This is a genomic window from Methylobacterium hispanicum, assembly GCF_022179285.1.
GTDB lineage: Bacteria > Pseudomonadota > Alphaproteobacteria > Rhizobiales > Beijerinckiaceae > Methylobacterium > Methylobacterium hispanicum.
Genome location: NZ_BPQO01000019.1, coordinates 57,161 through 82,017, shown reverse-complemented (window position 1 = coordinate 82,017; position 24,857 = coordinate 57,161). Strand labels below are relative to the sequence as shown.

Annotated in this window: 21 protein-coding genes; 16 read left to right on the top strand and 5 right to left on the bottom strand. The window is 72.4% G+C overall.

The window, feature by feature from the left end:
• Positions 1–74 precede the first annotated feature (74 nt).
• Entirely contained in the window at positions 75–2,102 is a 2,028-nt protein-coding gene (gene thrS / locus MFF56_RS20430; protein ID WP_066924445.1) for a threonine--tRNA ligase, read from the top strand.
• A 16-nt stretch (positions 2,103–2,118) separates the two neighbouring features.
• Here the strand turns inward: thrS and MFF56_RS20425 are convergent, their stop codons facing one another.
• Complete coding sequence (locus tag MFF56_RS20425) at positions 2,119–3,528, bottom strand: aminotransferase-like domain-containing protein (protein WP_066924447.1); 1,410 nt, start codon at positions 3,526–3,528, stop codon at positions 2,119–2,121.
• Positions 3,529–3,775: 247 nt separating this feature from the next.
• Between MFF56_RS20425 and MFF56_RS20420 the strand changes: the two genes are divergently transcribed.
• On the top strand, positions 3,776–4,675 hold the full coding sequence (locus tag MFF56_RS20420) for a DMT family transporter (RefSeq protein WP_082773170.1): 900 nt from the start codon (positions 3,776–3,778) through the stop codon (positions 4,673–4,675).
• A gap of 18 nt (positions 4,676–4,693) precedes the next feature.
• On the opposite strand, the gene MFF56_RS20415 is transcribed toward MFF56_RS20420, so the two are convergent.
• Complete coding sequence (locus MFF56_RS20415; RefSeq protein WP_066924448.1) at positions 4,694–5,611, bottom strand: RgsD C-terminal domain-containing protein; 918 nt, start codon at positions 5,609–5,611, stop codon at positions 4,694–4,696.
• A gap of 139 nt (positions 5,612–5,750) precedes the next feature.
• On the opposite strand from MFF56_RS20415, the gene MFF56_RS20410 reads away from it, so the two are divergent.
• Both MFF56_RS20410 and MFF56_RS20405 read left to right on the top strand, forming a co-directional pair.
• Positions 5,751–6,314, top strand: coding sequence for a nitroreductase family protein (locus MFF56_RS20410; RefSeq protein ID WP_066924449.1), 564 nt, complete (start codon positions 5,751–5,753; stop codon positions 6,312–6,314).
• A gap of 7 nt (positions 6,315–6,321) precedes the next feature.
• Positions 6,322–6,939: a flavin reductase family protein gene (locus tag MFF56_RS20405; protein WP_066924450.1), complete on the top strand. Its 618-nt coding sequence runs from the start codon at positions 6,322–6,324 to the stop codon at positions 6,937–6,939.
• Here the strand turns inward: MFF56_RS20405 and MFF56_RS20400 are convergent.
• Positions 6,926–7,366 carry an aldolase/citrate lyase/malate synthase family protein gene (locus MFF56_RS20400; protein WP_066924453.1) on the bottom strand — a complete coding sequence of 147 codons (441 nt, stop codon included), beginning with the start codon at positions 7,364–7,366 and terminating at the stop codon, positions 6,926–6,928. The two genes, MFF56_RS20405 and MFF56_RS20400, sit on opposite strands and share 14 nt — an antisense overlap.
• A 146-nt stretch (positions 7,367–7,512) precedes the next feature.
• On the opposite strand from MFF56_RS20400, the gene MFF56_RS20395 reads away from it, so the two are divergent.
• From MFF56_RS20395 to MFF56_RS20370, 6 genes are all read left to right on the top strand, one after another.
• Positions 7,513–8,586 (top strand): lysozyme family protein, encoded by a 1,074-nt coding sequence (locus MFF56_RS20395; protein ID WP_238230688.1) that lies wholly within the window; start codon positions 7,513–7,515, stop codon positions 8,584–8,586.
• A complete protein-coding gene (locus tag MFF56_RS20390; RefSeq protein WP_238230687.1) occupies positions 8,583–10,004 on the top strand; it encodes a DUF2336 domain-containing protein in 1,422 nt (473 codons plus the stop codon). The genes MFF56_RS20395 and MFF56_RS20390 overlap by 4 nt, the downstream gene beginning before the upstream one ends.
• Positions 10,005–11,093: 1,089 nt before the next feature.
• The gene (gene serS / locus MFF56_RS20385) at positions 11,094–12,380 is read left to right on the top strand and encodes a serine--tRNA ligase (protein ID WP_066924850.1); all 1,287 of its coding nucleotides are present in this window, start codon (positions 11,094–11,096) and stop codon (positions 12,378–12,380) included.
• Complete coding sequence (gene surE, locus MFF56_RS20380; RefSeq protein ID WP_066924847.1) at positions 12,380–13,144, top strand: 5'/3'-nucleotidase SurE; 765 nt, start codon at positions 12,380–12,382, stop codon at positions 13,142–13,144. The genes serS and surE overlap by 1 nt, the downstream gene beginning before the upstream one ends.
• Positions 13,145–13,149: 5 nt before the next feature.
• A complete protein-coding gene (locus tag MFF56_RS20375; RefSeq protein ID WP_066924845.1) occupies positions 13,150–13,818 on the top strand; it encodes a protein-L-isoaspartate O-methyltransferase family protein in 669 nt (222 codons plus the stop codon).
• Between the two features lie 229 nt (positions 13,819–14,047).
• Positions 14,048–15,550 carry a peptidoglycan DD-metalloendopeptidase family protein gene (locus MFF56_RS20370; RefSeq protein ID WP_066924843.1) on the top strand — a complete coding sequence of 501 codons (1,503 nt, stop codon included), beginning with the start codon at positions 14,048–14,050 and terminating at the stop codon, positions 15,548–15,550.
• 55 nt (positions 15,551–15,605) lie between these two features.
• On the opposite strand, the gene MFF56_RS20365 is transcribed toward MFF56_RS20370, so the two are convergent.
• Positions 15,606–16,475 carry an ATP-binding protein gene (locus MFF56_RS20365; RefSeq protein ID WP_066924841.1) on the bottom strand — a complete coding sequence of 290 codons (870 nt, stop codon included), beginning with the start codon at positions 16,473–16,475 and terminating at the stop codon, positions 15,606–15,608.
• Between the two features lie 464 nt (positions 16,476–16,939).
• Between MFF56_RS20365 and yajC the strand changes: the two genes are divergently transcribed.
• The 5 genes from yajC to MFF56_RS20340 all read left to right on the top strand — a co-directional run bounded on the left by yajC (position 16,940) and on the right by MFF56_RS20340 (position 21,246).
• Positions 16,940–17,272 carry a preprotein translocase subunit YajC gene (gene yajC, locus MFF56_RS20360; protein ID WP_066926674.1) on the top strand — a complete coding sequence of 111 codons (333 nt, stop codon included), beginning with the start codon at positions 16,940–16,942 and terminating at the stop codon, positions 17,270–17,272.
• A 61-nt stretch (positions 17,273–17,333) separates the two neighbouring features.
• Positions 17,334–18,941 (top strand): protein translocase subunit SecD, encoded by a 1,608-nt coding sequence (secD, locus tag MFF56_RS20355; protein WP_066926676.1) that lies wholly within the window; start codon positions 17,334–17,336, stop codon positions 18,939–18,941.
• A 70-nt stretch (positions 18,942–19,011) separates the two neighbouring features.
• A complete protein-coding gene (gene secF / locus MFF56_RS20350; RefSeq protein WP_066926677.1) occupies positions 19,012–19,959 on the top strand; it encodes a protein translocase subunit SecF in 948 nt (315 codons plus the stop codon).
• A gap of 4 nt (positions 19,960–19,963) precedes the next feature.
• A complete protein-coding gene (locus MFF56_RS20345) occupies positions 19,964–20,344 on the top strand; it encodes an Mth938-like domain-containing protein (protein ID WP_066926679.1) in 381 nt (126 codons plus the stop codon).
• A gap of 8 nt (positions 20,345–20,352) precedes the next feature.
• Complete coding sequence (locus tag MFF56_RS20340) at positions 20,353–21,246, top strand: phytoene/squalene synthase family protein (protein WP_066926685.1); 894 nt, start codon at positions 20,353–20,355, stop codon at positions 21,244–21,246.
• Between the two features lie 8 nt (positions 21,247–21,254).
• Here MFF56_RS20340 and MFF56_RS20335 read toward each other — a convergent pair whose 3' ends face one another.
• Positions 21,255–22,826: a putative bifunctional diguanylate cyclase/phosphodiesterase gene (locus tag MFF56_RS20335; protein ID WP_066926687.1), complete on the bottom strand. Its 1,572-nt coding sequence runs from the start codon at positions 22,824–22,826 to the stop codon at positions 21,255–21,257.
• Between the two features lie 219 nt (positions 22,827–23,045).
• Here MFF56_RS20335 and MFF56_RS20330 point away from each other — a divergent pair, with 219 nt between their 5' ends.
• Complete coding sequence (locus MFF56_RS20330; protein WP_066926689.1) at positions 23,046–24,764, top strand: L-lactate permease; 1,719 nt, start codon at positions 23,046–23,048, stop codon at positions 24,762–24,764.
• Positions 24,765–24,857: the final 93 nt, after the last annotated feature.

Genomic DNA, 24,857 nt, shown 5'->3' with positions numbered 1-24,857 from the left:
CCCCATTTCGGGGGCCTACCTCAATCCCCCGCTTACCTGCCGCGTTCGCAGGAGTGAGCTCGGAGCGACATGCGATGCCCACGCTGACATTCCCCGACGGCAACACGCGCGCCTACGACGCGGCCGTGACCGGCCGCGCGGTCGTGGAGGGCATCGCCAAGTCGCTGGCCAAGCGCACCGTCGCCATGGCGTTGGACGGCGTAGTGGCCGACCTCGACGACACGATCGCGCGCGACGTGGCGATCGAGTTCCTCGACCGCACCGATCCCCGCGCCCTCGAGCTGATCCGGCACGACTGCGCCCACGTGCTGGCCGAGGCCGTGCAGGAGCTCTGGCCCGGCACGCAGGTGACGATCGGGCCGGTCATCGAGAACGGGTTCTACTACGACTTCGCCCGGAACGAGCCCTTCACGCCCGAGGACTTCCCGACGATCGAGGCCAAGATGCGCGAGATCATCGCGCGCGATGCCCCCTTCACCAAGGAGGTCTGGAAGCGCGACGACGTGCGTAACCTCTTCGCGGAGAAGGGCGAGGGCTACAAGGTCGAGCTGGTCGATGCGATCCCACCGGGCGAGGACCTGAAGATCTACCGCCAGGGCCAGTGGTTCGACCTCTGCCGCGGCCCGCACATGACCTCGACCGGCAAGGTCGGCACCGCCTTCAAGCTGATGAAGGTCGCGGGCGCCTACTGGCGGGGCGACGCCAACAACCCGATGCTGACGCGCATCTACGGCACGGCCTGGGCCACGAAGGAGGATCTCGACGCCTACCTGCACCGGCTGGAAGAGGCCGAGCGCCGCGACCACCGGCGCCTGGGCCGCGAGATGGACCTGTTCCATTTCCAGGAGGAGGGCCCGGGCGTCGTCTTCTGGCACGCCAAGGGCTGGACGATCTTCCAGGAGCTGATCGCCTACATGCGCCGCCGCCTCAAAGGCGACTACGCCGAGGTGAACGCGCCCCAGATCCTCGACAAGGCGCTGTGGGAGACCTCGGGCCACTGGGGCTGGTACCGCGAGAACATGTTCGCGGCCCAATCCGCCGGCGAGGAGGCCGAGGACAAGCGCTGGTTCGCCCTGAAGCCGATGAACTGCCCGGGCCACGTGCAGATCTTCAAGCACGGGCTCAAATCCTACCGCGACCTGCCGCTGCGCATGGCCGAGTTCGGCGTGGTGCACCGCTACGAGCCCTCCGGCGCCATGCACGGCCTGATGCGCGTGCGCGGCTTCACCCAGGACGACGCGCACATCTTCTGCATCGAGGATCAGCTCGCCGCCGAGTGCCTTAAGATCAACGACCTGATCCTCTCGACCTACGCGGATTTCGGCTTCGACGAGATCCTGGTGAAGCTCTCCACGCGCCCCGAGAAGCGCGTCGGCTCGGACGCGCTCTGGGACCACGCCGAGAGCGTGATGACGCGCGTGCTGGCCCAGATCGAGGAGCAGTCGGGTGGCCGGATCAAGACCGCGGTCAACCCGGGCGAGGGCGCCTTCTACGGGCCGAAGTTCGAGTACGTGCTGCGCGACGCGATCGGCCGCGACTGGCAGTGCGGCACCACGCAGGTCGACTTCAACCTGCCCGAGCGATTCGGCGCCTTCTACGTCGACGCCGACAGCCAGAAGAAGCCGCCGGTGATGGTCCACCGCGCGATCTGCGGCTCGATGGAGCGCTTCACCGGCATCCTGATCGAGCACTTCGCCGGCCACTTCCCGCTCTGGCTCGCCCCGACCCAGATCGTGGTGGCGACGATCACCGGCGAGGCCGACGCCTACGCCCGCGACGTGGTGCGCGCGCTCGAGCGCGCCGGCCTGCGCGTCGAGGCGGACCTGCGCAACGAGAAGATCAACTACAAGGTCCGCGAGCACTCGCTGGCCAAGGTCCCGGTCATCCTGGCGCTGGGCCGGCGCGAGGCCGAGGAGCGCACCGTCTCGATCCGCCGTCTCGGCAGCCAGGGCACGCGGACGCTGCCGCTCGCCGAGGCGGTCGCCGCCTTCGTGGACGAGGCGACGGCGCCCGACATCCGCCGGGCCGAGGCGGTGGCCGAGACCCGGCCGAGCGCGGACGCAACGCTCGACGGCCAGCACGTGGTCGCGCCGGCGCCGTAGCTCGGCGTAGGCTCCGTCACCGCGCCATAGCCCGCTCCAGCACCGCGAAGATCCGCGGGTCAGCGCACTGGGCGACGTTGAAGCGGAGGTAGTCCGGCGCGCTCTGGCTCACGCTGAAGACGTTGCCGGGCGCGAGGATCACCCGCTCGGTGAGCGCCCGGCGCGAGACCTCGGCGGCGTCCAGCCCGTCCGGCAGGCGCGCCCACAGGAACATGCCGGCGCCCGGCACGAACGGCACGGCGATGCCGAGCGCGGCGAGACGCCGGATCGCGCGCCCGCGGGCCTCCGCGAGTCGGGCGCGCATCGCCTCGAGGTCGTGGCGGTAGCGCGCGTCGGTGACCGCCCGGTGCACGACACTCGCGGCGAGGTGCGGGTCGCCCAGCGTCACCGCGACCTTCAGGTCGAGGAAGCGCTCCACCCAGTCCCGGCGCAGCGCGACGTAGCCGATGCGCGCGGCCGACGAGAGCGTCTTCGAGAAGCCGCCGATCTGAATTACCCGCTCCAGCCCGTCGAAGCCCGCGAGCCGGGCGGCCGGCTCCACCTCGAAGTCGGCGTAGATGTCGTCCTCCACCACCAGCGTGTCGTGGGCCTCGGCCAGCCGCAGGATGCGGTGCACGATCGCGGGCCCGAGCGAGGCACCGGTCGGGTTATGGAGCGTGGAATTGGTGAGGTAGAAGCGCGGCCGGTGCTCGCGGAGCGCCGCCTCGAAGGCGGCGAGGTCCGGCCCCTGCGGGCCAAAGGGCACGCCGACGAGCTTGACCCGCTGCGCTCGCAAGAGCGCCTGGAAGTTGAAGTAGCAGGGATCGTCCACCAGCACCGTGTCGCCCGGCTCGATCAGGAAGCGGCAGAGCAGGTCGAGCGCCTGCGTCGCCGAATCGGCCAGCACGATCTGGTCCGGGTGGGCGGCGATGCCGCGCTCGCCCATCCGGCGGGCGATGTGCTCGCGCAAGGGCGCGAGGCCGCGCGGCTCGTCGTAGCCGGTGAGGGCCGGGCCGCCCGCGCGGGCGACGTAGCGCAGCGCCCGGCGCAGGGCCTCCTCGGGCATCCATTCCGGCGGCAGCCAGCCGCAGCCGGGCTTCAGCACGTCCGGATAGGTCTCGAAGGATTGCCGGCTGATCCAGAGCGGATCGACGGCGCGGTCGAGCCGGGGGCCGGCCGCGGCGAGGCAGAACGGCTCCGGCCGCCCCGCCACGTAGAAGCCGGAGCCCGGCCGCGAGACGATGGCGCCCTGGGCCGCCAGCCGGTCGTAGGCCTCCACGACCGTCGATTTCGAGACGCCGAGGCTTTCCGCGAAGGCCCGCACGGAGGGCAGGCGCGCGCCCGGCGCGAGGTGGCGCCCGGCGATGCGTGCCTCGATGGCCGCCATCGCCGCCTCGACCCGCGTGAGCGCCGGATCGAGTTGTGGCTTCAGAACACCGAGCGACATCGCGAACCTCGACCGTACTGCCGATCGTACCGGACAGTTCGCCTGGATCGTACCGGATGCGTGCCTGTCGCGTAACCGGAAAACGCCGCATCCAGCATGCCCGGCGGTTTGAGGAGATCAGGATGTTTGCGGCGGACGAAGACCGGCAACGGGCGACGCGGATCGGTCGGCAACTCGTGGACCTCGTCCTGCTCATGGCCAACGGATCGGCCTCGCCCTGCCGCTGATCCTGCCGCTGAGCTGAGCGATGACGACCCGCATCCTCGCAGCGCCCGCGCAGGCGCGGCCTGCTCCGCCGGCCGGGGCGTTGCGCGACGGACTCGTCGGCGTGGCGATCTTCAGCGGTACCCTCGCGGCGACGCGCCTCGCCCTCGAAGCGTTCGAGCCCGTCGCCCTCACGCTCACGCGGGCGGCGCTGGCCGGCCTCGCGGCGGGCGCGGTGCTGATGGTCTTGCGCCAGCCCATGCCGCGCCGCTCCGACCTCGCGGCTCTCGCTGCCGTCAGCTTCGGTGTGGTGCTGGGCTTCCCGCTCTTCACCGCCTTCGCGCTCGGCCAGATCGGCGCGGGACGCGCGAGCGTGTTCGTGGGACTGCTGCCGCTCGCGACCTCCCTGTTCGGCGCGCTGCGGGCGGGCGAGCGGCCCTCCCGGGCCTTCTGGCTGCTCTCCGGGCTCGGCAGCGCCGTCACGGTCGCCTTCGCGGCGCGCGGGGCGGGGCCCGGCTCGCTCGTCGGCGATGGGCTGATGCTCGCGGCGATCCTCGTCTGCGGCCTCGGCTACGCCGAGGGCGCGCGCCTGGCTCGCCGCCTCGGCGGCTGGCAGGTGGTGGCCTGGGCAACGGTGCTGGCGCTGCCCGCGACGCTGCCCGCCGCCCTCTGGCTGCTGCCCGCGCATCCGGGCCCGATGACGCCTTCCGCGCTCGCCGGGCTCGCCTACGTGTCGGCACTCAGCGCGCTCGTCGGATTCGTGTTCTGGTACCGGGCGCTCGCGCGGGGCGGGATCGCCGTGACGGGCCAGCTGCAATTGCTGCAGCCCTTCATGGGGATCGGGATCGCCGCCCTCGTCCTCGGCGAGGCGATCGACCCCGCGATGCCCCTGGTCGCGGCCACAGTGGCGGCCTGCGCGGCGGGGGCGCGGCGTCTTGCGTGAGATACCGCCCCGTGCGCGTCACGACCCCTTCGCCACGACCTCGATGTCGCGGTCCATGCCGCTCTCGACCTTGAACTCGCGGGTGTAGACCTGCCCGTCGTGGCGGGCGATCAGCACGTAGTCGCCCTCGGCCAGGGTCACCTGCGGGAAGGCGCCGATCGCCTCGCGGATCGTATCGCCGCCCGGCGTCAGCACCGAGAAGGCCGTGCCCGCGAAGGCCTCGGCGCCCGGCGCGGCCACGAGCTTCAGGGTCACAGTGGCGGCGCGGTGGTTGAGGGTGGCGTCGGTGATCTTGCCGTTCTCCACCTTCAGGTCGGCGCGCTGGATCGCGTTCGATTCCCCGTAGGTCGAGACCACGTGATAGGTGCCCTCGGGCAGCCGGATCAGCTCGCCGGCCTTGACGCCGCTGCGCACCAGCCGTCCCTCCGAGTTGGTGCCCACCGGCACGAAGACCGAGAACGCGAGTTGCGCGGGCGCGATCCGCTGGTCGCCGACCGCGCCGGAGAGCTTCAGCGCCCCCGCGCTCACCCGCAGCGTGTCGGCCTGCGGCTGGCCCGCCATGGTGATGCGCTTCGAGGCGCTGGCGAAGCCGTAGGTCACGGTGGCCACGTAAGGACCGGGCGCGAGGCGGAAGCTCGGCTCGGGGTCGGTCGAGCGGGCCACGATGCTCGGCCGGTTGCCGTCGCCCCGGTCGTCGTAGATGCGCCAGGCGAGACCTGTCCGCAGCGGCTCGCCGATGCCGGCGAGGATGGCGCTGAGCGTGAGGCTCGCCTCGGCCTCCGCCGGGCCGGTGGGGAAGGCGGGCGCCGTGATGGACGGGGAGGGCACGCCGGAGCCGAGGCGGTTCGGGAAGGCGTCCTGCGCCGCCGCCCCGGCGGGCGCGAGCGCCGCCAGCAGACAAGCCCCGCGCCGCCAACCCACGACCCGCACGTCCATCCCACCTCTCCGACCGGGCCGCAGACGGCCCCGCCCGCGGTCTGGCGCGAGACCGTGGCGGCGGCAAGGCGTCGCCGCCGCTTCCCTCGGGCCGGCGCGCGTGCCAAGTCCGGGCGAGCCCCCTCGCGAGACGCGCCGCATGACCGCCACCCTCGACCTCCTCCGCACCCGCCGCTCGGTGCCGCCGCCGCGCCTCGAGGCGCCGGGCCCCGACCGCGAGACGCTCGACGCGATCCTCACCATCGCCTCCCGGGTGCCGGACCACGGCAAGCTCGCGCCCTGGCGCTTCATCGTGATCGAGGGCGAGGCCCGCCACCGGGTCGGCGAGACGCTGGCCGCGATCCACGCCGCCGACAATCCGGGTGCCGACGCCGCCCGGCTGGAACTCGAGCGCAACCGCCTCGCCCACGCGCCGGTCGTCGTCGGCGTGGTCTCCCGCGCGGGCCCGCACGTGAAGATCCCCGAATGGGAGCAGGTGCTCTCGGCCGGTGCGGCGGCGATGAACCTCGTGGTGGCGGCGAACGCGGCGGGCTTCGCCACCGCCTGGCTGACCGAGTGGTTCGCCTACGACCGCCGCGCGCTCGACGCGCTCGGCCTCGCGCCCGCCGAACGGATGGCGGGCTTCATCCATATCGGCCGCCCGGCCGAGATCCCGAGCGACCGGCCGCGGCCGGAGCTGGCCCAGATCGTCACGCGGCTCTGAGGTCGCCATGGACTACGATTTTCAGAACCGCACCCTGCCGCACAACCCGCTCAAGGCGATCGTCGCGCCTCGCCCGATCGGCTGGATCAGCACGATGGACCGCGACGGACGGCTCAACCTCGCGCCCTACTCGTTCTTCAACGCGGTCGCGGACGACATGGTGGCGTTCTCCTCCTCGGGCCGGAAGGACGCCATGACCTTCGCGGAGGAGGGCGGCGACTTCGTCTGCAACCTCGCGAGCCACGGCCTTCGCGAGGCGATGAACGATTCCTCCGCCCCGCTGCCTCGGGGCGAGAGCGAGTTCGCCCACACGGGCCTCGCCACGGCGCCCTCCCGCAAGGTGCGCGCGCCCCGCGTGGCGGAGGCCGCCGCGGCGATCGAGTGCCGCTGGCTGCAGACCGTTCCGCTGCGGCCGCTGGACGGGTCCGAGCCCGCCAACTTCCTGGTGATCGGGCAGGTGGTCTCGATCTACATCGACGACCGCTTCGTGGCGGACGGGCGCGTCGACACCGCCGCCATGGAGCCGATCCTGCGCGGCGGCTACTTCGACTATTTCCGGATCACGCCCGAGAACCGGTTCGAGATGCGCCGGCCGCGGGGCGGCGGGGACTTCAAACGCCCCTGAGCGTGCCCGCCGCGTCGCGCACGACCTCCACGAGCGGCACGCCGGCGGCGGCGGCACTGAGCGCCGCCATCGTCCGCGCCAGGGCGCGCTCGGCCTCGGCCAGACCCTGTTCCGCCAGCGCCCGGGGGTCGAGGCCGAGCGCGGCGAGGCGCGGGCCGGCCTCCGCGAAGCTCGCCGCCCACAGCACCGCGCGGGCGGTTCCCAGCACCGGCACGATCCGCAAGCCGCCATCCGGCAGCCCGGCCTGCGCCTCGTGCACCGCGAGCAGCGCGCCGAGCCGCACGACGTCGCGCCCGTGCTCGGCGCCGAGGAGAACGACGCCCGCCGGAACCGGGACCAGCGCCGCCGCGGGATCGCCCTCGGCCCGGTCGAGCACGGCGTAGGGGCGCGGATCCTCGTCCGGCCGGAGCCTCAGCGTACAGCGCATCGCGGCCGCAGGGTGAGCGGAGCGGGGCCGCACTTCAAGCTTTCTTTACCATACCGGCAACAGGGTCGGGCAGGGAAGGCGCGGATCGCGCCGCCCCGGCGCCAGGGGCTTCCCGAACCGGCGCGGTTCCTCTCGCGGCGGACCCGATGTTCCTGTTCACCACGCCCTCCAGCCCCCCCGAGCCCGCCGCGGCGGCGCCGCGGGGCGCCAGTGCGGGCGTCAATGCAGGGGTCGTGCAGGCGATCCGCGAGGGAGCCCGGGCGAGCGGCGCCGGCTTCGACTACCTGCTCGCCACGGCGCAGCGCGAATCCGCCCTCGACCCCGCGGCCAAGGCCGGCACGTCGAGCGCCACCGGCCTGTTCCAGTTCATCGAGCAGACCTGGCTCGGGGTGATGAAGAACGCCGGCCCCCGGCTCGGCCTCTCATCCTACGCCGACGCCATCACGGCGCGCCCCGACGGCAGCTACGCGGTGGAGGACCCCGCCCAGCGCCAGCAGATCCTGGACCTGCGCCGCGACCCGAAGATCTCGGCGACGCTCGCGGGCGCGCTCACCCAGAAGAACGGCGAGGCGCTCACCGCCGCGCTCGGCCGCGACCCGAATGCGGGCGACCTCTACGTCGCCCACGTGCTGGGCGCGCGCGGCGCCGCCTCCCTCATCGGTGCCGCCCGCGACACGCCGGACCGCGCCGCCGCCCTCGACATGCCGGAGGCGGCTGCCGCCAACCGCGCCCTGTTCTACGACCGGGCGGGGCGCCCGCGCAGCGTCTCCGAGCTTTATGCCACCCTCTCGGCGGCGGCGCGGGGCGTGGCCGACCTCGGCATCCAGGCCCAGGCGAGCGGCCTGCCGCAGGCCACCACCTCCTACGCGGCCTCGGCCTACGCCGCGGGCGCGGACCTGCGCAGCCTGTTCCAGACCGACCGGCGCACCGGCCCGGTCGCGCAGGGGGTCGGCAGGCTCTGGCAGGGCCGGGCAGAGGGGCCGTCGGCCCCGCCCGAGCGCCCCGCCCCGAGCTACTTCCCGCGCTCCGACCCGCGCGCGGACGTCGTGCGGGTCGAGGCCGACGCCCCGACGACGACCGGCGCGCTCGCCGCGGCCCTGCCGGCGCCGGGCGCGGTCATCCGCAATCCGCCGCTGCCGCCCCGCCGCCCGGCCGACCTCGCGGCCCTCCCGGCGCCCGCCCTCCAGACCTCGCTCTTCGCCACCCGGAGCGGTCCATGATCATCCGACAGTTCCTGGCCTCCACGCAGCACACGTCCGCCGGCCACCGGGCCGAGGCCGCCCAGGCGCTGGCCCGGGCCTACCTCTACGGCAATCTCGGGCCGGAGGCCGCCTGGGAGGCCAAGACCGCGATCCTCTCGCTCCTCGACGACCCGGCCCCGGTCGTGCGGCGGGCGCTCGCCGAGGCCTGCGCGGCCTCCGCGCGGGCGCCGCGCCCCCTCATCGTGGCGCTCGCGAGCGACCAGACCGAGGTGGCCTGCCTCGTCCTCGCCCGCTCGCCGGTCCTCACCGAGGCGGACCTCGTGGACGCCGCCGCGATGGGCTGCGAGGCGGTGCGCGCCGCGATCGCCGCCCGACACCACCTCTCCCACGCGGTCGCCGGGGCGCTCGCCGAGATCGCCGGGCCGGAGACCCTGGCGGTGCTCGCCCGCAACCCCACCGCCCGCATCACAACGGGGCGGATGCTGCGCATGGTCGAGCGCCACGGCGCCGCGCCCGTGCTCCGGGAGGCGCTGCTGGCGCGGCCCGACCTGCCGATCGAGGTCCGCCACGCGGTCGGCGCGCGGCTCGCCCGCGACCTCGAGCACTTCGTCACCGGCTGCGGCTGGCTCACGCCGGAGCGCGGCGCCCGGATGAGCCGGGAGGCCGGCGAGCGGGCGGTGCTCGACCTCTGCGCCGGGGCCGGTGCGGCCTCGGTCGCGCGGGTCGTGCGGCACCTGCGCGCCACCGGCCAGCTCAACGCGGGCCTGATCCTGCGGGCGATCCTCTCCGGGCAGGTCGGGTTCGCCGAGATCGCCTTCGCGGACCTCGCCGAGCTCGAACCGGCCCGCGTCGCGGTGCTGATGCGCGAGCCCCGCGGCGTCGCCGAACTGCACCGGCGCGCCGGCCTCGCCGAGGCGCTGCTGCCCGCCATCGCCGCCGCGCTCGGCGCGTGGCGCGAGGCGCAGGACGGCGCGACCGCGGCGCGGGGTGCCGGCCTGTCGCGCCGGATGATCGAGCGGGCGCTCACCGCCTGCGAGGACATGCCCTTCGGCGAGATGCAGGCCGTGATGGCGCTGCTCACCCGCTTCGAGGCGGAGGCCGCCCGCGACGAGGCCCGCGAGGTCGCCCGCGCCATCGCCGAGGCGGCAGCGGCCCGCGAGGCGGCCCGCCGCGCCAGCCGCGACGAGGGCGTGGCCTGGGCGGCGGCGCAGGGCGCCGCGCGGGCGATGCGGACCGCGCCGGCGGCCCCCGAGCCCGTGCGGGAGGCCGCGTCCGAGCCGCCCGCCCCGGACGCGGCGCCCGACGCCCTCGACGCGGTTCTCGACGCGCTGCCCGGCGCGATCCTGGCGAGTTTTCGCGAGGAGCAGGAGCGCCTGCGCGAGGAGGCCGCCCGCGCGGATGCCCCGGCGGAGGCGGCGGAGCGGCTCGCGGCCTGAGCGGGACCGGTCGGCCCGTCGATGGATCGGCGGCGCGGCCGGGCAGGCCGGATCATGGCGGTGCTCCGATGCGGGTTCGGCTCCGCGCGGTGAGCACCGCCGGAGGTTGGGCCGAAGAGAGGATCCGAGAGGGGACGCGGGACGCCGCGGAACCCTGAGTGTTGTGCGTACGGATGCCGAGTTCCCCGGCGTCCCGCGGGTCGGAGAGGCGTCTGCGCCCGGTCCGGCCCGGCTTGTCGTCGCGGTTTCTTCTCTCCCGCCTGCATCGACCCCGATCTTGCGGGGGCGGGTCATGCCGTTGCCCGGCGCTCCCACCCTCCGCTCGGCAGACTTCACGCGTCCTGCACCGGACCTCGTAGTGGGCCCGGCATCGGTTCCAACGACCTGTGCAGGCCGGACTGTCGGCGCTGTCCCGTGTTGCTCCGGGCTGGCGGCCGAGAACGGCCCTGAGTCGCGCAGAGGCGCCCGGGGCACCGGCTGACCGGCCGGTGACGCGGGAACCGCCGCGCCGCCCATGCACCCGCTCCGGCGGTCATCCGGTGCAGGCTCCCTGCTGCGGCGCCGCGGCGGGGTGCAGGCCCCGCCGCGACACCGGGGCGGCGCGTGCGAGGGATGTACTCGTTTTGTTCTCGTATGTCAAGACTTTTGTCTTAGAGAAGGCGCACGATCCCCGCCGCGCCTCCCTCCCTCCTCTGCGGGCAGGGCGATCGCATAGGGCGGGGGTCGTCTCCGAGATCGCCACTGGAACCGCGCCGCGCCCCCTCTCCCATAGGGAGAGGATTGGGGTGAGGGGTATGACGCCGCAGACCTGAGCACGCGGTCGACGCGCGTTCAGGGCAGCGTCTCGTTCGGAAACCTCATACCCCTCACCCGGCTTTCTGCGAAAGCAGACCTTTCCCTATGGGAGAGGGGACCCGCGCCTGACCGCGGTCAGGCTCGCCCGGCATACGCGATCGCCCTGCCCGCAGAGGGGGGAGGGAGAGCGATGCGCGGGTCGAAGCCGAAGCGGCGCCTGGGTCGCGTCCTCCCAAACCTTGTCGCGCCGGGCGCGATGCGGCAAAGCGGGCGCATCATCGCCCGAGCCAGCCCATGCACGACATCCGCGCCATCCGCGAGAACCCGGACGCCTTCGACCGCGACCTCGAGCGCCGCGGCCTCGCGCCCCTGTCGGCCGAGCTGGTCGCCCTCGACGACGCCCGCAAGACCGCGACCTCGGCGGCCCAGGCCAACCAGGAGCGCCGCAACGCGCTCGCCAAGGAGATCGGCGCCGCCAAGAAGGCGCGGGACGAGGCCCGCGCCGCGGAGTTGATGGCCGAGGTCGCCCGCCTCAAGGAGGAGGGACCCGCGCTGGAGGCCGCCCAGGCCGAGGCCGGCCGGGTTCTGGACGAGCGCCTCGCCGCGATCCCGAACCGGCCCAAGCCCGACGTGCCGGAGGGCGCCGACGAGCACGGCAACGTCGAGTACCGCCGCCACGAGGCCGGCCGCGAGCGCCTGAGCGCGGGCCGCCAGCATTTCGAGATCGGCGAGGCCATGCGGCTCATGGATTTCGAGGCGGCGGCGAAGATCTCCGGCTCGCGCTTCGTGGTGCTCAAGGGCCACCTCGCCCGGATGGAGCGGGCGCTCGGCCAGTTCATGATGGACCTGCACACCACCGAGCACGGCTACACGGAGGTGGCGCCGCCGGTGCTGGTGCGCGACGAGGCGATGTTCGGCACCGCGCAGCTGCCGAAATTCCGGGACGACCAGTTCGCGGCGGGCGACGACTTCTGGCTGATCCCCACGGCAGAGGTCCCCCTGACCAATCTCGTGCGCGAATCGATCCTCGCCGAGGACGAGCTGCCCCTGCGCTTCACCGCGCTCACCCCCTGCTTCCGCGCGGAAGCGGGTGCGGCCGGCCGCGACACCCGCGGGATGCTGCGCCAGCACCAGTTCAACAAGGTGGAACTCGTCTCGATCACCGCCCCCGAGAAGTCGGCCGAAGAGCACGAGCGCATGCTGGCCTGCGCGGAGGCGGTGCTGAAGAAGCTCGACCTCACCTACCGGGTGATGACGCTCTGCACCGGCGACATGGGCTTCGCCAGCCAGAAGACCTACGACATCGAGGTCTGGGTGCCGGGCCAGGAGACCTACCGGGAGATCTCCTCCTGCTCGGTCTGCGGCGAGTTCCAGGCGCGGCGGATGAACGCGCGCTACCGCCCCACGGGCCAGAAGGGCGTTCAGTTCGTGCACACGCTCAACGGCTCGGGCGTCGCGGTCGGCCGCGCGCTCATCGCCGTGATGGAGAACTACCAGAATCCCGACGGCAGCGTCACGGTGCCGTCGGCCTTGCAGCCCTATATGGGCGGCCTCACCCGGATCGAGGGACCCGCGAACTGATGCGCATTCTCGTCACCAACGACGACGGCATCCACGCGCCGGGCCTGGCCACGCTGGAGGCGATCGCCCGCGAGATCTCGGACGACGTCTGGGTGGTCGCGCCCGAGACCGACCAGTCGGGCGTGTCGCACTCGCTCTCGCTGAACGATCCCTTACGCCTGCGCCAGGTCTCGGAGCAGCGCTTCGCCATCAAGGGCACGCCGTCCGACTGCGTGATCATGGGCGTGCGCCACATCCTCGCCGACCATCCGCCGGACCTCGTCCTGTCGGGGGTCAACCGCGGCCAGAACGTCGCCGAGGACGTGACCTATTCGGGCACGATCGCCGCCGCCATGGAGGGCACGATCCTGGGGATCCGCTCGATCGCGCTGAGCCAGGCCTACGGTCCCGGCGGGCGCGGCTCGTTGAAGTGGGACTGCGCCCGGGAGCACGGGAAGCGGGTGATCGCCAAGATCCTGGAGACGGGGATCGAGCCCGGCATCCTGGTCAACGTGAACTTTCCCGATTGCGAGCCCGGCGCCGTGCAGGGCATCGCGGTGGCCGCGCAAGGGCAGCGCAACCAGGCGCTGCTCGCCATCGACGCCCGCACGGACGGGCGCGGCAACCCGTATTTCTGGCTCGCCTTCGCCAAGGCGCGCTTCGAGCCGGGCAACGGCTCCGATCTCAAGGCCATCGCCGAGCACCGCATCTCGGTGACGCCGCTGCGCCTCGACCTCACCGACGAGCCGACGCTGACCCGCTTCGCCCAGGCGTTTGCCGAGTAGCGCGGGTGCAGCCCGACGGCGCCGCCGCGGCGGCCCTCCACGACGGCCCCGCCGAGGAGGCCGTCGGCAACGCGGCCTTCGTGCTGGCGCTGCTCGGGCGGGGCCTGCGCGACCGGGCGGTTCTGCGCGCCATGGAGCGGGTGCCGCGCGCCCGCTTCGCGCCGCCCGAGCACGCCGACCTCGCCCGGCGCGACCTCGCCCTGCCCCTGGCCTGCGGGGCCGTGATGACGGCGCCCGGCACCGTCGCCCGGATGCTGGCGCTGCTCCGCGTCGCGCCCGGCCAGCGCGTCCTGGAGGTCGGCACGGGCTCCGGATACGTGACGGCGCTGCTCGCCGAACTCGGCGCCGCGGTGACGAGCCTGGAGCGCTACGCCACCCTGGCGGACGCGGCGCGCGGACGGATTACCCCGGATGCGCCGGTCGCCGTCCTGCACGCGGACGGGCTGGACTGGGCCGGGGCGGAGACCTTCGACCGGGTCCTGATCAACGGCGCGGTCGGCGCGCTGAGCCCCGCCTGGATCGCCGCGCTCGCCCCGGACGGGCGCCTCGTGGCGGGCCTCGGACACGCGGGCGACTGCCGGCTGACGCTCTACCGCCACGCCCCGGAGGGCTGCGAGACCGGTCCGCCGGCCCGGCTCGCCGGACTGGTTCCTGGGCGGGCGCTCGCCCTGTAGACAGGCTTCGGCCGGTGACGCCGGATCCCCTCTCCCCGCACGCGGGGAGAGGGGGGCGCCGCGTTCGGAAACGGCGAGCGTCGGGCCGGCCGGATGCCCCGCGCCCTATCCGGGCCAAGTCCTCGGAGAGTTCCGCACCCTCGCCGAACGTGGTTTACGGGAACGGTTGCTTAACCTGAATCCGGTTTGAATGACCGCATCAAGTTGCGTCAGGCAAACGGGTGCGTCGATGCGGGTTCGCGTGGCTGGTCGGGGGATGCGGACGCTGTCGCGCGTCGCCCTCATCGGAATCATCGGCGGCGGTGCCGCCGCCTGCTCGTCGGACACGATGCGTCTCGGCGATCCCTTCACCAACCCGTTCGCGTCGAACCGCGCGAGCGAGCCGGCCGCGACCGGCAGCCTGCCGGACACCGACCTCGCGCCGGCGCCCGCCATCCGCACGGGCCGGATCCAGTCCGAGGCGCTCGGTGCCCCGTCGGCGCCGATCACGCCCCGCGCCCTGCCGGCGCCGCCGCCCGTGGCGATGAAGCCCGCATCCGCCGCGCCCGCCACCCGGGTCGCCTCGACGGGCGCGGCCGGCTGGTCGGCCAGCGGCGGCACCACGATCACGGTCGCGCAGAACGACAGCCTGAACCAGATGTCGACCCGCTTCGGCGTGCCGGCCTCGGCGATCCTCGCGGCCAACGGGCTCACCAGCGCCAGCCAGATCACCCCCGGCCGCCAGATCGTGATCCCGGTCTACAACGCGTCCGGCATGAACCCGGCCGCGACGCCGGCCATGAGCGCCCGCGCCGTGCCGGCCGCACCGGCCGAGCGCCTGAAGGCGGCCGAGGTGAAGCGCCAGGACGAGCAGAAGCGCGTCGCCGAGACCAAGCGCGAGGCCGCCGCCCGCGAGGCGGCGGCGAAGGCCGAAGCCGCCAAGGAATCCGCCCGAGAGGCGGCCAAGGAAGCGTCGAGGAAGCTCGCCGAGGCCAAGGCCGCCAAGGAGGCTGCCCAGAAGGCCGCGGCGCTCGAGGCCGAGAAGAAGAAGCACGTCCGCCCCGGCCAGACCGCCAAGGTCGAGCCGAAGGCCGAGGCGAAGCCCGACCCGAAGGCGGAAGCTGCCCGCAAGGCCGAGGCCGAGGCCCGGCTCGCCAAGGCGGAGGCCGCCAAGGAGGCCGCCAAGAAGCTCGCCGAGGCGAAGTCCGCCAAGGACGCCGCGAAGGAGGCCGCGAAGGCCGCCTCCGACAAGGCCGCCGCCGAGAAGCTGGCCGCCGAGAAGGCCGCCGCGGCCGAGAAGAAGGTCGCCGCCAAGCCTGCCGAGAAGGCGGAGCCCGCGAGCACCGGCTCGGTCGCCCAGGCGCCGGCCGCCCCGGCGGCCCCGGAGCAGAACTTCCGCTGGCCGGCCAAGGGCCGGGTGATCTCGGGCTACGGCACGTCCGGCAACGAGGGCATCAACATCGCGGTCCCGGAGGGCACGCAGGTGAAGGCCGCCGAGGACGGCACGGTCGCCTACGCCGGCTCGGACGTGAAGGGCTACGGCAAGCTCGTGCTGGTGCGCCACCAGAACGGCTACGTCTCGGCCTACGCCCACAACGGCGAGATCGACGTGAAGCCCGGCGAGAAGGTGAAGCGCGGCCAGACGATCGCCAAGTCCGGCGCCTCGGGCAACGTCACCTCGCCCCAGCTGCACTTCGAGATCCGCAAGGGCGGCGCGCCGATCGACCCGATGAGCCAGCTCGCCAGCAACTGATTGTCCGGGACATGGGATCTGGGAGCGGCGGCCGGCGACGGCCGCCGTTCGCGTTTCAGCCGAGCCGCTGTCCGAGCCGGCCGGCGAGATCCTGGATGAACTGGAAGGCGGTGCGGCCCGAGCGCGAGCCGCGGGTGGTCGACCATTCGAGCGCCTCGGCCCGCAGCCGATCCGGGTCCAAGCTCAAGCCGTAATGGTCAACGTAGGCGCGGATCATCGCCAGGTACTCGTCCTGGCTGCACTTGTGGAAGCCGAGCCAGAGCCCGAACCGGTCGGAGAGCGAGACCTTCTCCTCCACCGCCTCGCCCGGGTTGATCGCCGTGGAGCGCTCGTTCTCCACCATCTCGCGGGCCAGCAGATGCCGCCGGTTCGAGGTGGCGTAGAACAGGACGTTGCCGGGCCGCCCCTCGATGCCGCCGTCGAGCGCCGTCTTCAGCGACTTGTACGAGGTGTCGTCGGCGTCGAACGAGAGATCGTCGCAGAACACGATCCAGCGGTGCGGGTCCGGTCGCAGCAGGGCCATCAGGTCGGGCAGCGCCTCGATGTCCTCGCGGTGGATCTCGACGAGCTTCATCGGCAGGTCGCCTGCGGCACGCCGGGCGTTCACCTCGGCCTGCACCGCCTTCACGAGCGAGGACTTGCCCATGCCGCGCGCGCCCCAGAGCAGCGCGTTGTTGGCGGGCAGCCCTTTGGCGAAGCGTGCGGTGTTGTCGGCCAGGATGTCGCGGTTGCGGTCGATGCCGGTGAGAAGCCCCATCTCGACGCGATTGACCTGCGGCACCGGCTGCAGCCGGCGGTCCGGCCCCCAGACGAAGGCGTCGGCGGCGCTCACGTCGGTCGGCAGCCGCTGCGGCGGGGCCGCCCGCTCCAGCGCGGTGGCGATCCGCTCCAGCAGCGGCATCAGGTCGTCGAGGGTCGTCGTCATCGCGGGGTGCATCCGGGGGTGGCGCAAGGGTAGCGTCTGCCCCGGCGCATACACCCGCCAAGCCCACGCGATCCACCCGGGGCGATCGCATGACGCTGCCCCAGGCTCGGGCACGGGACCGCGCCGCACTCCCTCTCCCGTAGGGAGAGGGTTGGGGTGAGGGGTATGACCTCACAGAATCGCGCACGCCGTCGACGCGCGTTCAGCGCCGAGCCCCATCCCGCGACGTCATACCCCTCACCCGGCTTTCTGCGAAAGCAGACCTCTCCCTATGGGAGAGGGGACCCGCGCCTCTTGCGGGAGCCGGGCCGTCGATTGCGATCGATCCCGCGCACCGATCGCCGGAACTGTGGCGGAAGGTCCGCCGAGCGCCGTTGCTTTCGGGTCGGCGGCGGCTATAGTCCGCGCGCTTTTCGAGGGGTCCGGCCCGCGTGCCGGCCCCTGTGTTGTTTCAGGAGACGCGCTTGATCACCCCCGCCTTCGCGCAAGGATCCGCCCCGGCCGGAGGCGCGGAGATCGCCTTGCAGGTGGTCCCGTTCGTCCTCATCTTCGTGATCATGTACTTCCTGATCCTGCGACCCCAGCAGAAGCGGGTCAAGGAGCATCAGGCCCTGGTCAAGAACGTGCGCCGCGACGACACGATCGTGACCACGGGCGGCCTCGTCGGCCGCGTCACCAAGGTGCAGGACGACGCCTCCGAGATCGAGGTCGAGATCGCGCCGAACGTGCGGGTGAAGATCGTCCGGACGATGATCTCCGAGGTCCGCGTCAAGGGCGGCCCGGTCAAGGCCGCCTGACGGCTCTCACGCGCGACGCCCGCCCCCGCGGCGGGCCTGAGAACACAAGAGACGACGGCGGATGTTGCGCTTTTCCCGTTCGAAGATCTTCGCGACGCTCGCCGTCATCCTGGTCGGCCTCAGCCTGGCGGTGCCGAGCTTCTTCCCGGCCGACAGCCGGAAGGCCTTCATGGCCTCGCTGCCGAGCTGGTTCCCGGCCTGGATCGTGCCGAGCCGCGCGATCGTGCTGGGCCTCGACCTGCAGGGCGGCTCGCAGCTCCTGCTCGAGGTCGATCAGAACGAACTCGTCGCCTCGCAGGCCAAGGCCCTGCGCGACGACGTGCGCCGCATCCTGCAGCAGGAGGGCGTGCGGGCCGACGGCGGCATCGGCCTGCAGCCGCGCGGCGTGCAGGTCCGCATCGCGGACGCGGCGGCGCGCGCCAAGGCGATGCCGAAGCTGCGCGAGCTGGCCCAGCCGATCTCCAACGCGCTGGTCGGCCAGACGGGCGCGCGCACCCTCGACATTACCGAGCAGCCGGACGGCCTGATCCGCATGACGCTGACGGACCAGGGCATCACCGACCGCACGCGGCGCGCGGTGAGTCAGGGCATCGAGGTGATCCGCCGCCGCCTCGACTCGACCGGCACCACCGAGCCGTCGATCCAGCAGCAGGGCGCCGACCGCATCCTGATCCAGGTGCCGGGCGAGCAGAACCCGGAGCGGCTGGAGAAGCTCCTCGGCTCGACCGCCAAGCTCGAGTTCCGCATGCTGGCCGACTCGCCCTCGGGCGACGTCGACCTGCTGCCCTCCCGCGACGAGAAGGGCGCCCGCGTCCCCGTCGAGCGACGCATCATGGCCGACGGCGGCGACCTCACCGACGCCCAGCCCTCGTTCGACCAGCAGTCGCGCGAGCCGATGGTCAGCTTCAAGTTCAACCTGAAGGGCGCCCAGCGCTTCGGCCAGGCCACCGCCGAGAACGTCGGCCGCCGCATGGCGATCGTGCTCGACAACGAGGTCGTCTCCGCGCCCGTCATCCGCACGGCGATCACCGGCGGCTCGGGCCAGATCACCGGCAACTTCACGGTGCAGCAGGCCAACGACCTCTCGGTGCTGCTGCGGGCGGGCGCGCTGCCGGCGAAGTTCACGGTCGTCGAGCGCCGCGTGGTCGGCCCCGGCCTCGGCCGCGACTCGATCGAGGCCGGCAAGCTCGCCACCTTCGTGGCGGCGGGCCTCGTCATCGCCTTCATGTTCGCGACCTACGGCACCTTCGGCTTCATCGCGAACATCGCGCTGATCGTCCACGTCGGCCTGATCCTCGGCCTGATGTCGGTGCTCGAGGCGACCATGACGCTGCCCGGCATCGCCGGCATCGTGCTCACCATCGGCACGGCGGTGGATTCCAACGTGCTGATCTACGAGCGCATGCGCGAGGAAGCCCGCGCCGGGCGCTCGCTGATCTCGGCGCTCCAGGCCGGCTTCGACCGGGCGTTCGCCACCATCATCGACTCGAACTCGACCATGGCGATCGCGGCCATCATCCTGTTCTTCCTCGGCTCCGGCCCGGTGAAGGGTTTCGCGGTCGTGTTCATCCTGGGCATCCTCACCACGGTCATCACCGCCGTGACGCTGACCCGGATGATGATCGCGCTCTGGTACAACACCTTCCGGCCCAAGGCCCTGCCGTTCTGAAGACCCTGCCGTTCCGAGCCCGTAACACCAGGGGAGACCGCGAGAAGCCTTCCCGAGCACGAGACCGATCATGCGCCTGCTCCGCCTCTGGCCCGACGAGTCGCACTTCGACTTCATGCGCTTCCGGCGCATCACCTTCCCGCTCTCGGCGATCCTGTCGGTGGCGACCGTGGTGCTGTTCGTGACCGTGGGGCTGAACTTCGGCATCGACTTCAAGGGCGGCACCCTGGTCGAGCTTCAGGCCAAGCCCGGCAAGACGACGGATGTCGGCGCGATCCGCCACACGGCCAACGGCTTCGGCTTCGGCGAGACCGAGGTGCAGGAACTCGGCGGCGAGGGGCAGGTGCTGGTGCGCTTCCCGCTCCAGGCCGGCGAGCAGGGCCAGACCGCGGTCATGAACAAGGCGCACGCCGCCTTCGACGCCGATTACGACTTCCGCCGCACCGAGACGGTGGGCCCGCGCGTCTCGGGCGAGCTGGTCCAGTCCGGCACGCTCGGCGTCGTGCTCTCGGTCGTCGCCGTGCTGCTCTACCTCTGGTTCCGCTTCGAGCGGGAGCTGGCGCTCGGCGCCATCGTGGGCACGCTCCACGACATCGTGCTGACGGTCGGCATCTTCATCATCAGCCGCATCGAGTTCAACATGACCTCGATCGCCGCGATCCTGACCATCGTCGGCTACTCGCTCAACGAGACGGTCGTGGTGTTCGACCGGACCCGCGAGCTGATGCGCCGCTACAAGACGATCCCGACCGTCGAGCTGCTCAACCTCTCGATCAACTCCACCATGTCGCGCACCGTGATGACCTCGATCTCGACGGCCCTGTCGCTGCTGGCGCTGGTGCTGTTCGGCGGCGAGGCGATCAAGGGCTTCGCGGTGGTGATGCTCTGCGGCGTGGTGATCTGCACCTACTCGGCGATCTTCGTCTCGACCCCGGTGCTGATCTATCTCGGCCTGATGCTCTCGGGCGTGAAGCGGGCCTCCGAGAGCCGGGGCGGCGTGCCCCAGGCGGCGGAGTAGCGGTTTGGCGGGTTTCGACGCGGGCTTCCTGCCGGGGCGCTTCCCGATCGACGCCTACGGCAACGGCGGCTTCCGCTTCGCCGACATGTCGCATCGCGGCTCGATCCTCGTCCTGCCCGCCGGCATCCGGGCCTGGGACGTCGCGGACCCGCGTCGGATCGACCGCACGGCGCTCCGCCCGGTCCAGGCCGAGGCTGGGGCGATTGAGCTGCTCCTCGTGGGCACGGGCGCCGACATCGTGCCGCTGCCCCCCGACCTGCGGGTCTGGCTCAAGGACATGGGCGTCGGCCTCGACGTGATGCAGACGGGCGCGGCGGCGCGCACCTACAACATCCTGGCGGGCGAGAACCGCAAGGTCGCCGCCGCCCTGATCGCGGTGGGCTGAGGAACCGGATGGCCGACCGGGTGAGCGAGAACGCGGCGCCTGCGGGTGAGGGGGGAGGCCTCGACTTCGCCCTCCGCCACTGCGAGGCGCTGGTGCGGGCGGGCGACCCGGACCGCTACTTCGCCACGCTCTTCGCTCCGGCCGCGGCGCGGCCCCACCTCTTCGCGCTCTACGCCTTCAGCCTCACGGTCGCCCGCGTGCGCGAGGCCGCCACCAACCCGATGGCCGGGGAGATCCGCCTGCAATGGTGGCGCGACGCGCTCCAGGGCGAGGCGCGCGGCGACGTCCGGGCGAACCCGGTCGCGGCGGCCCTGGAGGACGCGATCGTCGGGCGCCGCCTCGGGCGCCAGCCCTTCGTGGACCTGATCGACGCCCGGGTCTTCGACCTCTACGACGACCCGATGCCGCGCCTGAACGACCTAGAGGGCTATTGCGGCGAGACCGCCTCCAGCCTGTTCCGGATCGCCAGCCTGATCGTGGCGGAGGGCGCCGATCCCGGCGGCGCGACGGCGGCGGGCCATGCGGGCGTCGCCTACGGCATCGTCGGCCTGCTGCGGGCGCTGCCCTGGCACGCCCGCTCGGGCCAGGTCTACCTGCCGGCCGACATCCTGACCCGGCACGGCGTCACCCGCGAGGACATCGTGACGGGACGCGGCGGCCCGGGACTGAAGGGCGCCTGCGCCGACCTGCGGGGGGTGGCGCGGCGCCATCTCGAGGCCGTCCGCGCCCAGCACGCCGCCCTGGCGCCGGCCGCGCGCCTCGCCTTCCTGCCGCTCGCGCTGGCCGAGGACTATCTCGCGGCGATGGAGCGGGTCTCCTACGATCCGCTCAACACACTGGTGGAGATCCCGCGCTGGCGCCGCCTCTGGCGCCTATGGCGGGCCGCCCGGAGCGCGCGGTAGCGGGGCCGTCACGCCACCGCCCTCATCGGCGCGCTCATCCCGTGCGCGTCCGGCGCGGCGAGCAGCGCCGTCATCTCGGCCTTCGGCATCGGCGCGCCGAAGAGGTAGCCCTGGCCGAAGTCGCAGCCCTGGCCCGAGAGCCAGTCGACGCTGGCATCCGTCTCGATGCCCTCTGCCGTGGTGACGAGGCCGAGGCTCGCCGAGAGCTTGATGATCGCGTCGACGAGCTTGGCCCGCTCGTCGCTCATCGTGATCGTGTCGACGTAGGAGCGGTCGATCTTCAGCTTGTCGAACTTCAGCTCGCGCAGGTGGTAGAGGCTGGAATAGCCGGTGCCGAAATCATCGAGCGCGATGCGCACGCCGAGGTTCTGCAGCGAGGTCAGCGTGGTCCGGGCCGCCTCCAGATCCTGCACCAGGGCGCTCTCGGTGATCTCCACCTCCAGGCGCGACGGGGGGAAGCCCGTCTCGGTGAGGATCGCCAGGACGCGCTCGCACAGCCAGCGGTCCTGGAACTGCTGCGGCGAGATGTTGACCGCCAGCAGCAGGTGCGAGGGCCAGTCGCGCGCGTCGAGGCAGGCCTCGCGGAGGAGGCGATAGCTGAGGTCGGCGATCATGCCGGTCTCCTCCGCGATGGCGATGAAGTGGCCGGGCGTGAGCAGGCCGCGGACCGGATGACGCCAGCGCGCCAGCACCTCGACGCCGATGAGCGTCTTCTCCGGCAGCGCCACCACGGGCTGGTAGAACGGCTCGATCTCGCCGCGCTGGATGGCGTCGCGCAGCTCGCTCTCGAGCTGGGCGCGGGCGCGCAGCTCGAGGTCCATCGCGCTCTTGAAGACCCGGTAGGTGCCGCGGCCGTCCTTCTTGCCCTGGTACATGGCGAGGTCGGCCGCGTGCAGCACCGCGTCGGCGTCGGCCATGTCGGGCTCGATCAGCGCGATGCCCACGGTGCCGCCGACCTTCAGGGCGTTCCCGCACCAGAGCACCGGCTCGCCGATCGCCGCGATGATCGCCTGGGCGAGGCGCACGAGCCCGTCGCTGCCCCCGTCGAGCGGGACCAGCACGGCGAACTCGTCGCCGCCGAGCCGCGCCGCGACGCCGCCCGCCGGGATGATCCGGCGCAGGCGCTCGGCCACCGCGCAGAGCACCGCGTTGCCGGCGGCGTGGCCGTAGATGTCGTTGACGGGCTTGAAGCGGTCGAGGTCGAGCAGCAGCACCGCCCGGGTCGGCACGGGGCCTGCGGCCGCGCGCTCCGCTTCGACGGATTCGAGGAAGAGCCGGCGGTTGGCGAGCCCCGTCAGCACGTCGTGCCGGGCGATGGATTCGGCCTCGCGCGCCGCCGCATCGCGCTCGCGCAGGGCCTCGCGCAGCAGGAGCGACTTGCGGACGCTGGCGCCGAACATCGCCAGCCCCATCAGCGCGAACAGCATGAAGAGGTCCGAGACCCCGTGGCGCGTCACGAACGCGTTCAGCTCCTCGAAGACGTGGAACTGCGCGCCGATGATCCAGAGGCAGGCCCCGATCGTCAGCAGGCAGAGCGCTTCGTAGAGCTCGCCTTCCCCCCAGCTGCCGCGTCTCACCATCGCTCGTCTCTCCCGCCCGACCAATGAGACACGGCAGTGGTTTCGTGCGGGCTAAGGCCGGCCCGCGGCGGCCCGCCGAAGGTCCGGATGGTTAGCCGTGGCCTAACGGCCCGTCCGCCCCGGACGCGGGCGAGCGGCCGTTGAGCGGACAGCACGGCTCTGTTAGAGGCCCAGCAACGGGACCGTTCCAAAGCGGCCCGACCGGAGGATACGCGCCCTGTGACGACCTGGAACCAAGTCTACGACCCATTCGGGAATGCATGGCTGTCGACGTTGGCTGCCTCGCTTCCTGTGATTGCGCTGCTCGGCATGATCGCGAGCGGCAAAGTTCAGGCGCACATCGCCGCTGTCCTCTCGCTCATCATCGCCTTTCTGGTGGCGACGGTCCTCTTCACCATGCCGATGGATCTGGCGCTGCGCGCCTCCGTGCTCGGCATGGTCACCGGCTTCTTCCCGATCGGCTGGATCATCCTCAACGTGATCTTCCTCTACCGGCTCACGGTGGAGAAGGGCTGGTTCGCGACCCTGCAGCAATCGGTCGCCGGCATCACGGCGGACCGGCGCATCCAGCTCCTGCTGGTGGCCTTCGCCTTCGGCGCCTTCTTCGAGGGCGCGGGCGGCTTCGGCACCCCGGTGGCGGTGACGGGCGCGATCCTGATCGGCCTCGGCTTCTCGCCGCTGGCGGCATCGGGCCTCTCGCTCATCGCCAACACCGCGCCGGTGGCCTACGGCGCGCTCGGCGCCCCGATCCAGGGGCTGGCCTCGGTCACGGGCTACGACCCCTACGTGCTCGGCGCGATGATCGGCCGGCAGCTGCCCTTCTTCTCGGTGATCGTGCCGTTCTGGCTGATCTGGGTGTTCGCGGGCTTCCGCGGCATGATCAAGATCTGGCCGCCGATCCTGGTCTGCGGCGCCTCCTTCGCGGCCGCGCAGTTCCTGATCTCGAACTACGTCAACCCGTGGATCGTCGATATCGGCGCCTCCCTCGTCTCGATGGGCGCGCTCGTCCTGTTCCTGAAGTTCTGGCAGCCCAAGGAGATCTGGGCCTCGCCGGCACTTCGCGGCAACGACCCGTCGATCGGCTACGGCACGCCCCGCCCCGCCTCGCTCGGCGCCGCGGTGCCCGGCGACCTGCCCAAGGTCGAACTCGGCGGCCGCACCGCGACCTCGCGCGAGATCATGATGGCGTGGGTTCCGTGGATCATCCTCTCGGTCGTCGTCGCGATCTGGGGCACGGGCTGGTTCAAGGGCATCGTCAACCCGCTCTTCACCTGGAAGTACGAGGTGCCGGGCCTGCACAACGTGATCATGAAGGTGCCGCCGGTCGAGGCGCACCCGAAGGCCGAGCCCGCGGTCTTCGCCTTCACCTACATGTCCTACACGGGCACCGGCGTGCTGTTCGCGGCGCTCATCTCCGGCCTGATCATGCGCTTCTCGCCCAAGCGCCTCGTCACCGCCTACATCGAGACGATCTGGGTGCTGCGCTACTCGCTCATCACCATCGCGGCGATGCTGGCGCTCGGCGTGCTCACCCGCTACGCGGGCGTCGATGCCACGCTCGGCCTCGCCTTCGCCGGCACGGGCATCCTCTACCCGTTCTTCGGCACGCTGCTCGGCTGGCTGGGCGTCGCGCTGACGGGCTCGGACACCGCCTCCAACGTGCTCTTCGGCGGCCTGCAGAAGATCACCTCGGAGCAGCTCGGCCTGTCGGGCATCCTGATGGCCTCGGCCAACTCGTCGGGCGGCGTGATGGGCAAGATGATCGACGCCCAGTCGATCGTCGTGGCCTCGACGGCCACCGGCTACTTCGGCCAGGAGGGCAAGATCCTGCGCTTCGTGTTCTGGCACTCGATCGTGCTGGCCTGCCTCGTGGGCGGCCTCGTGATGCTGCAGGCCTACGTGCACCCGTTCAGCGCCATGGTGATCCACCCGAACTGACGCGGCCCGTACGGCTGGGACCGACCGACCCGCCCCGGACCTCCGGGGCGGGTTTTTTCGTGCGCGCTCGGGATTAGGCCTCGACGCGGAACC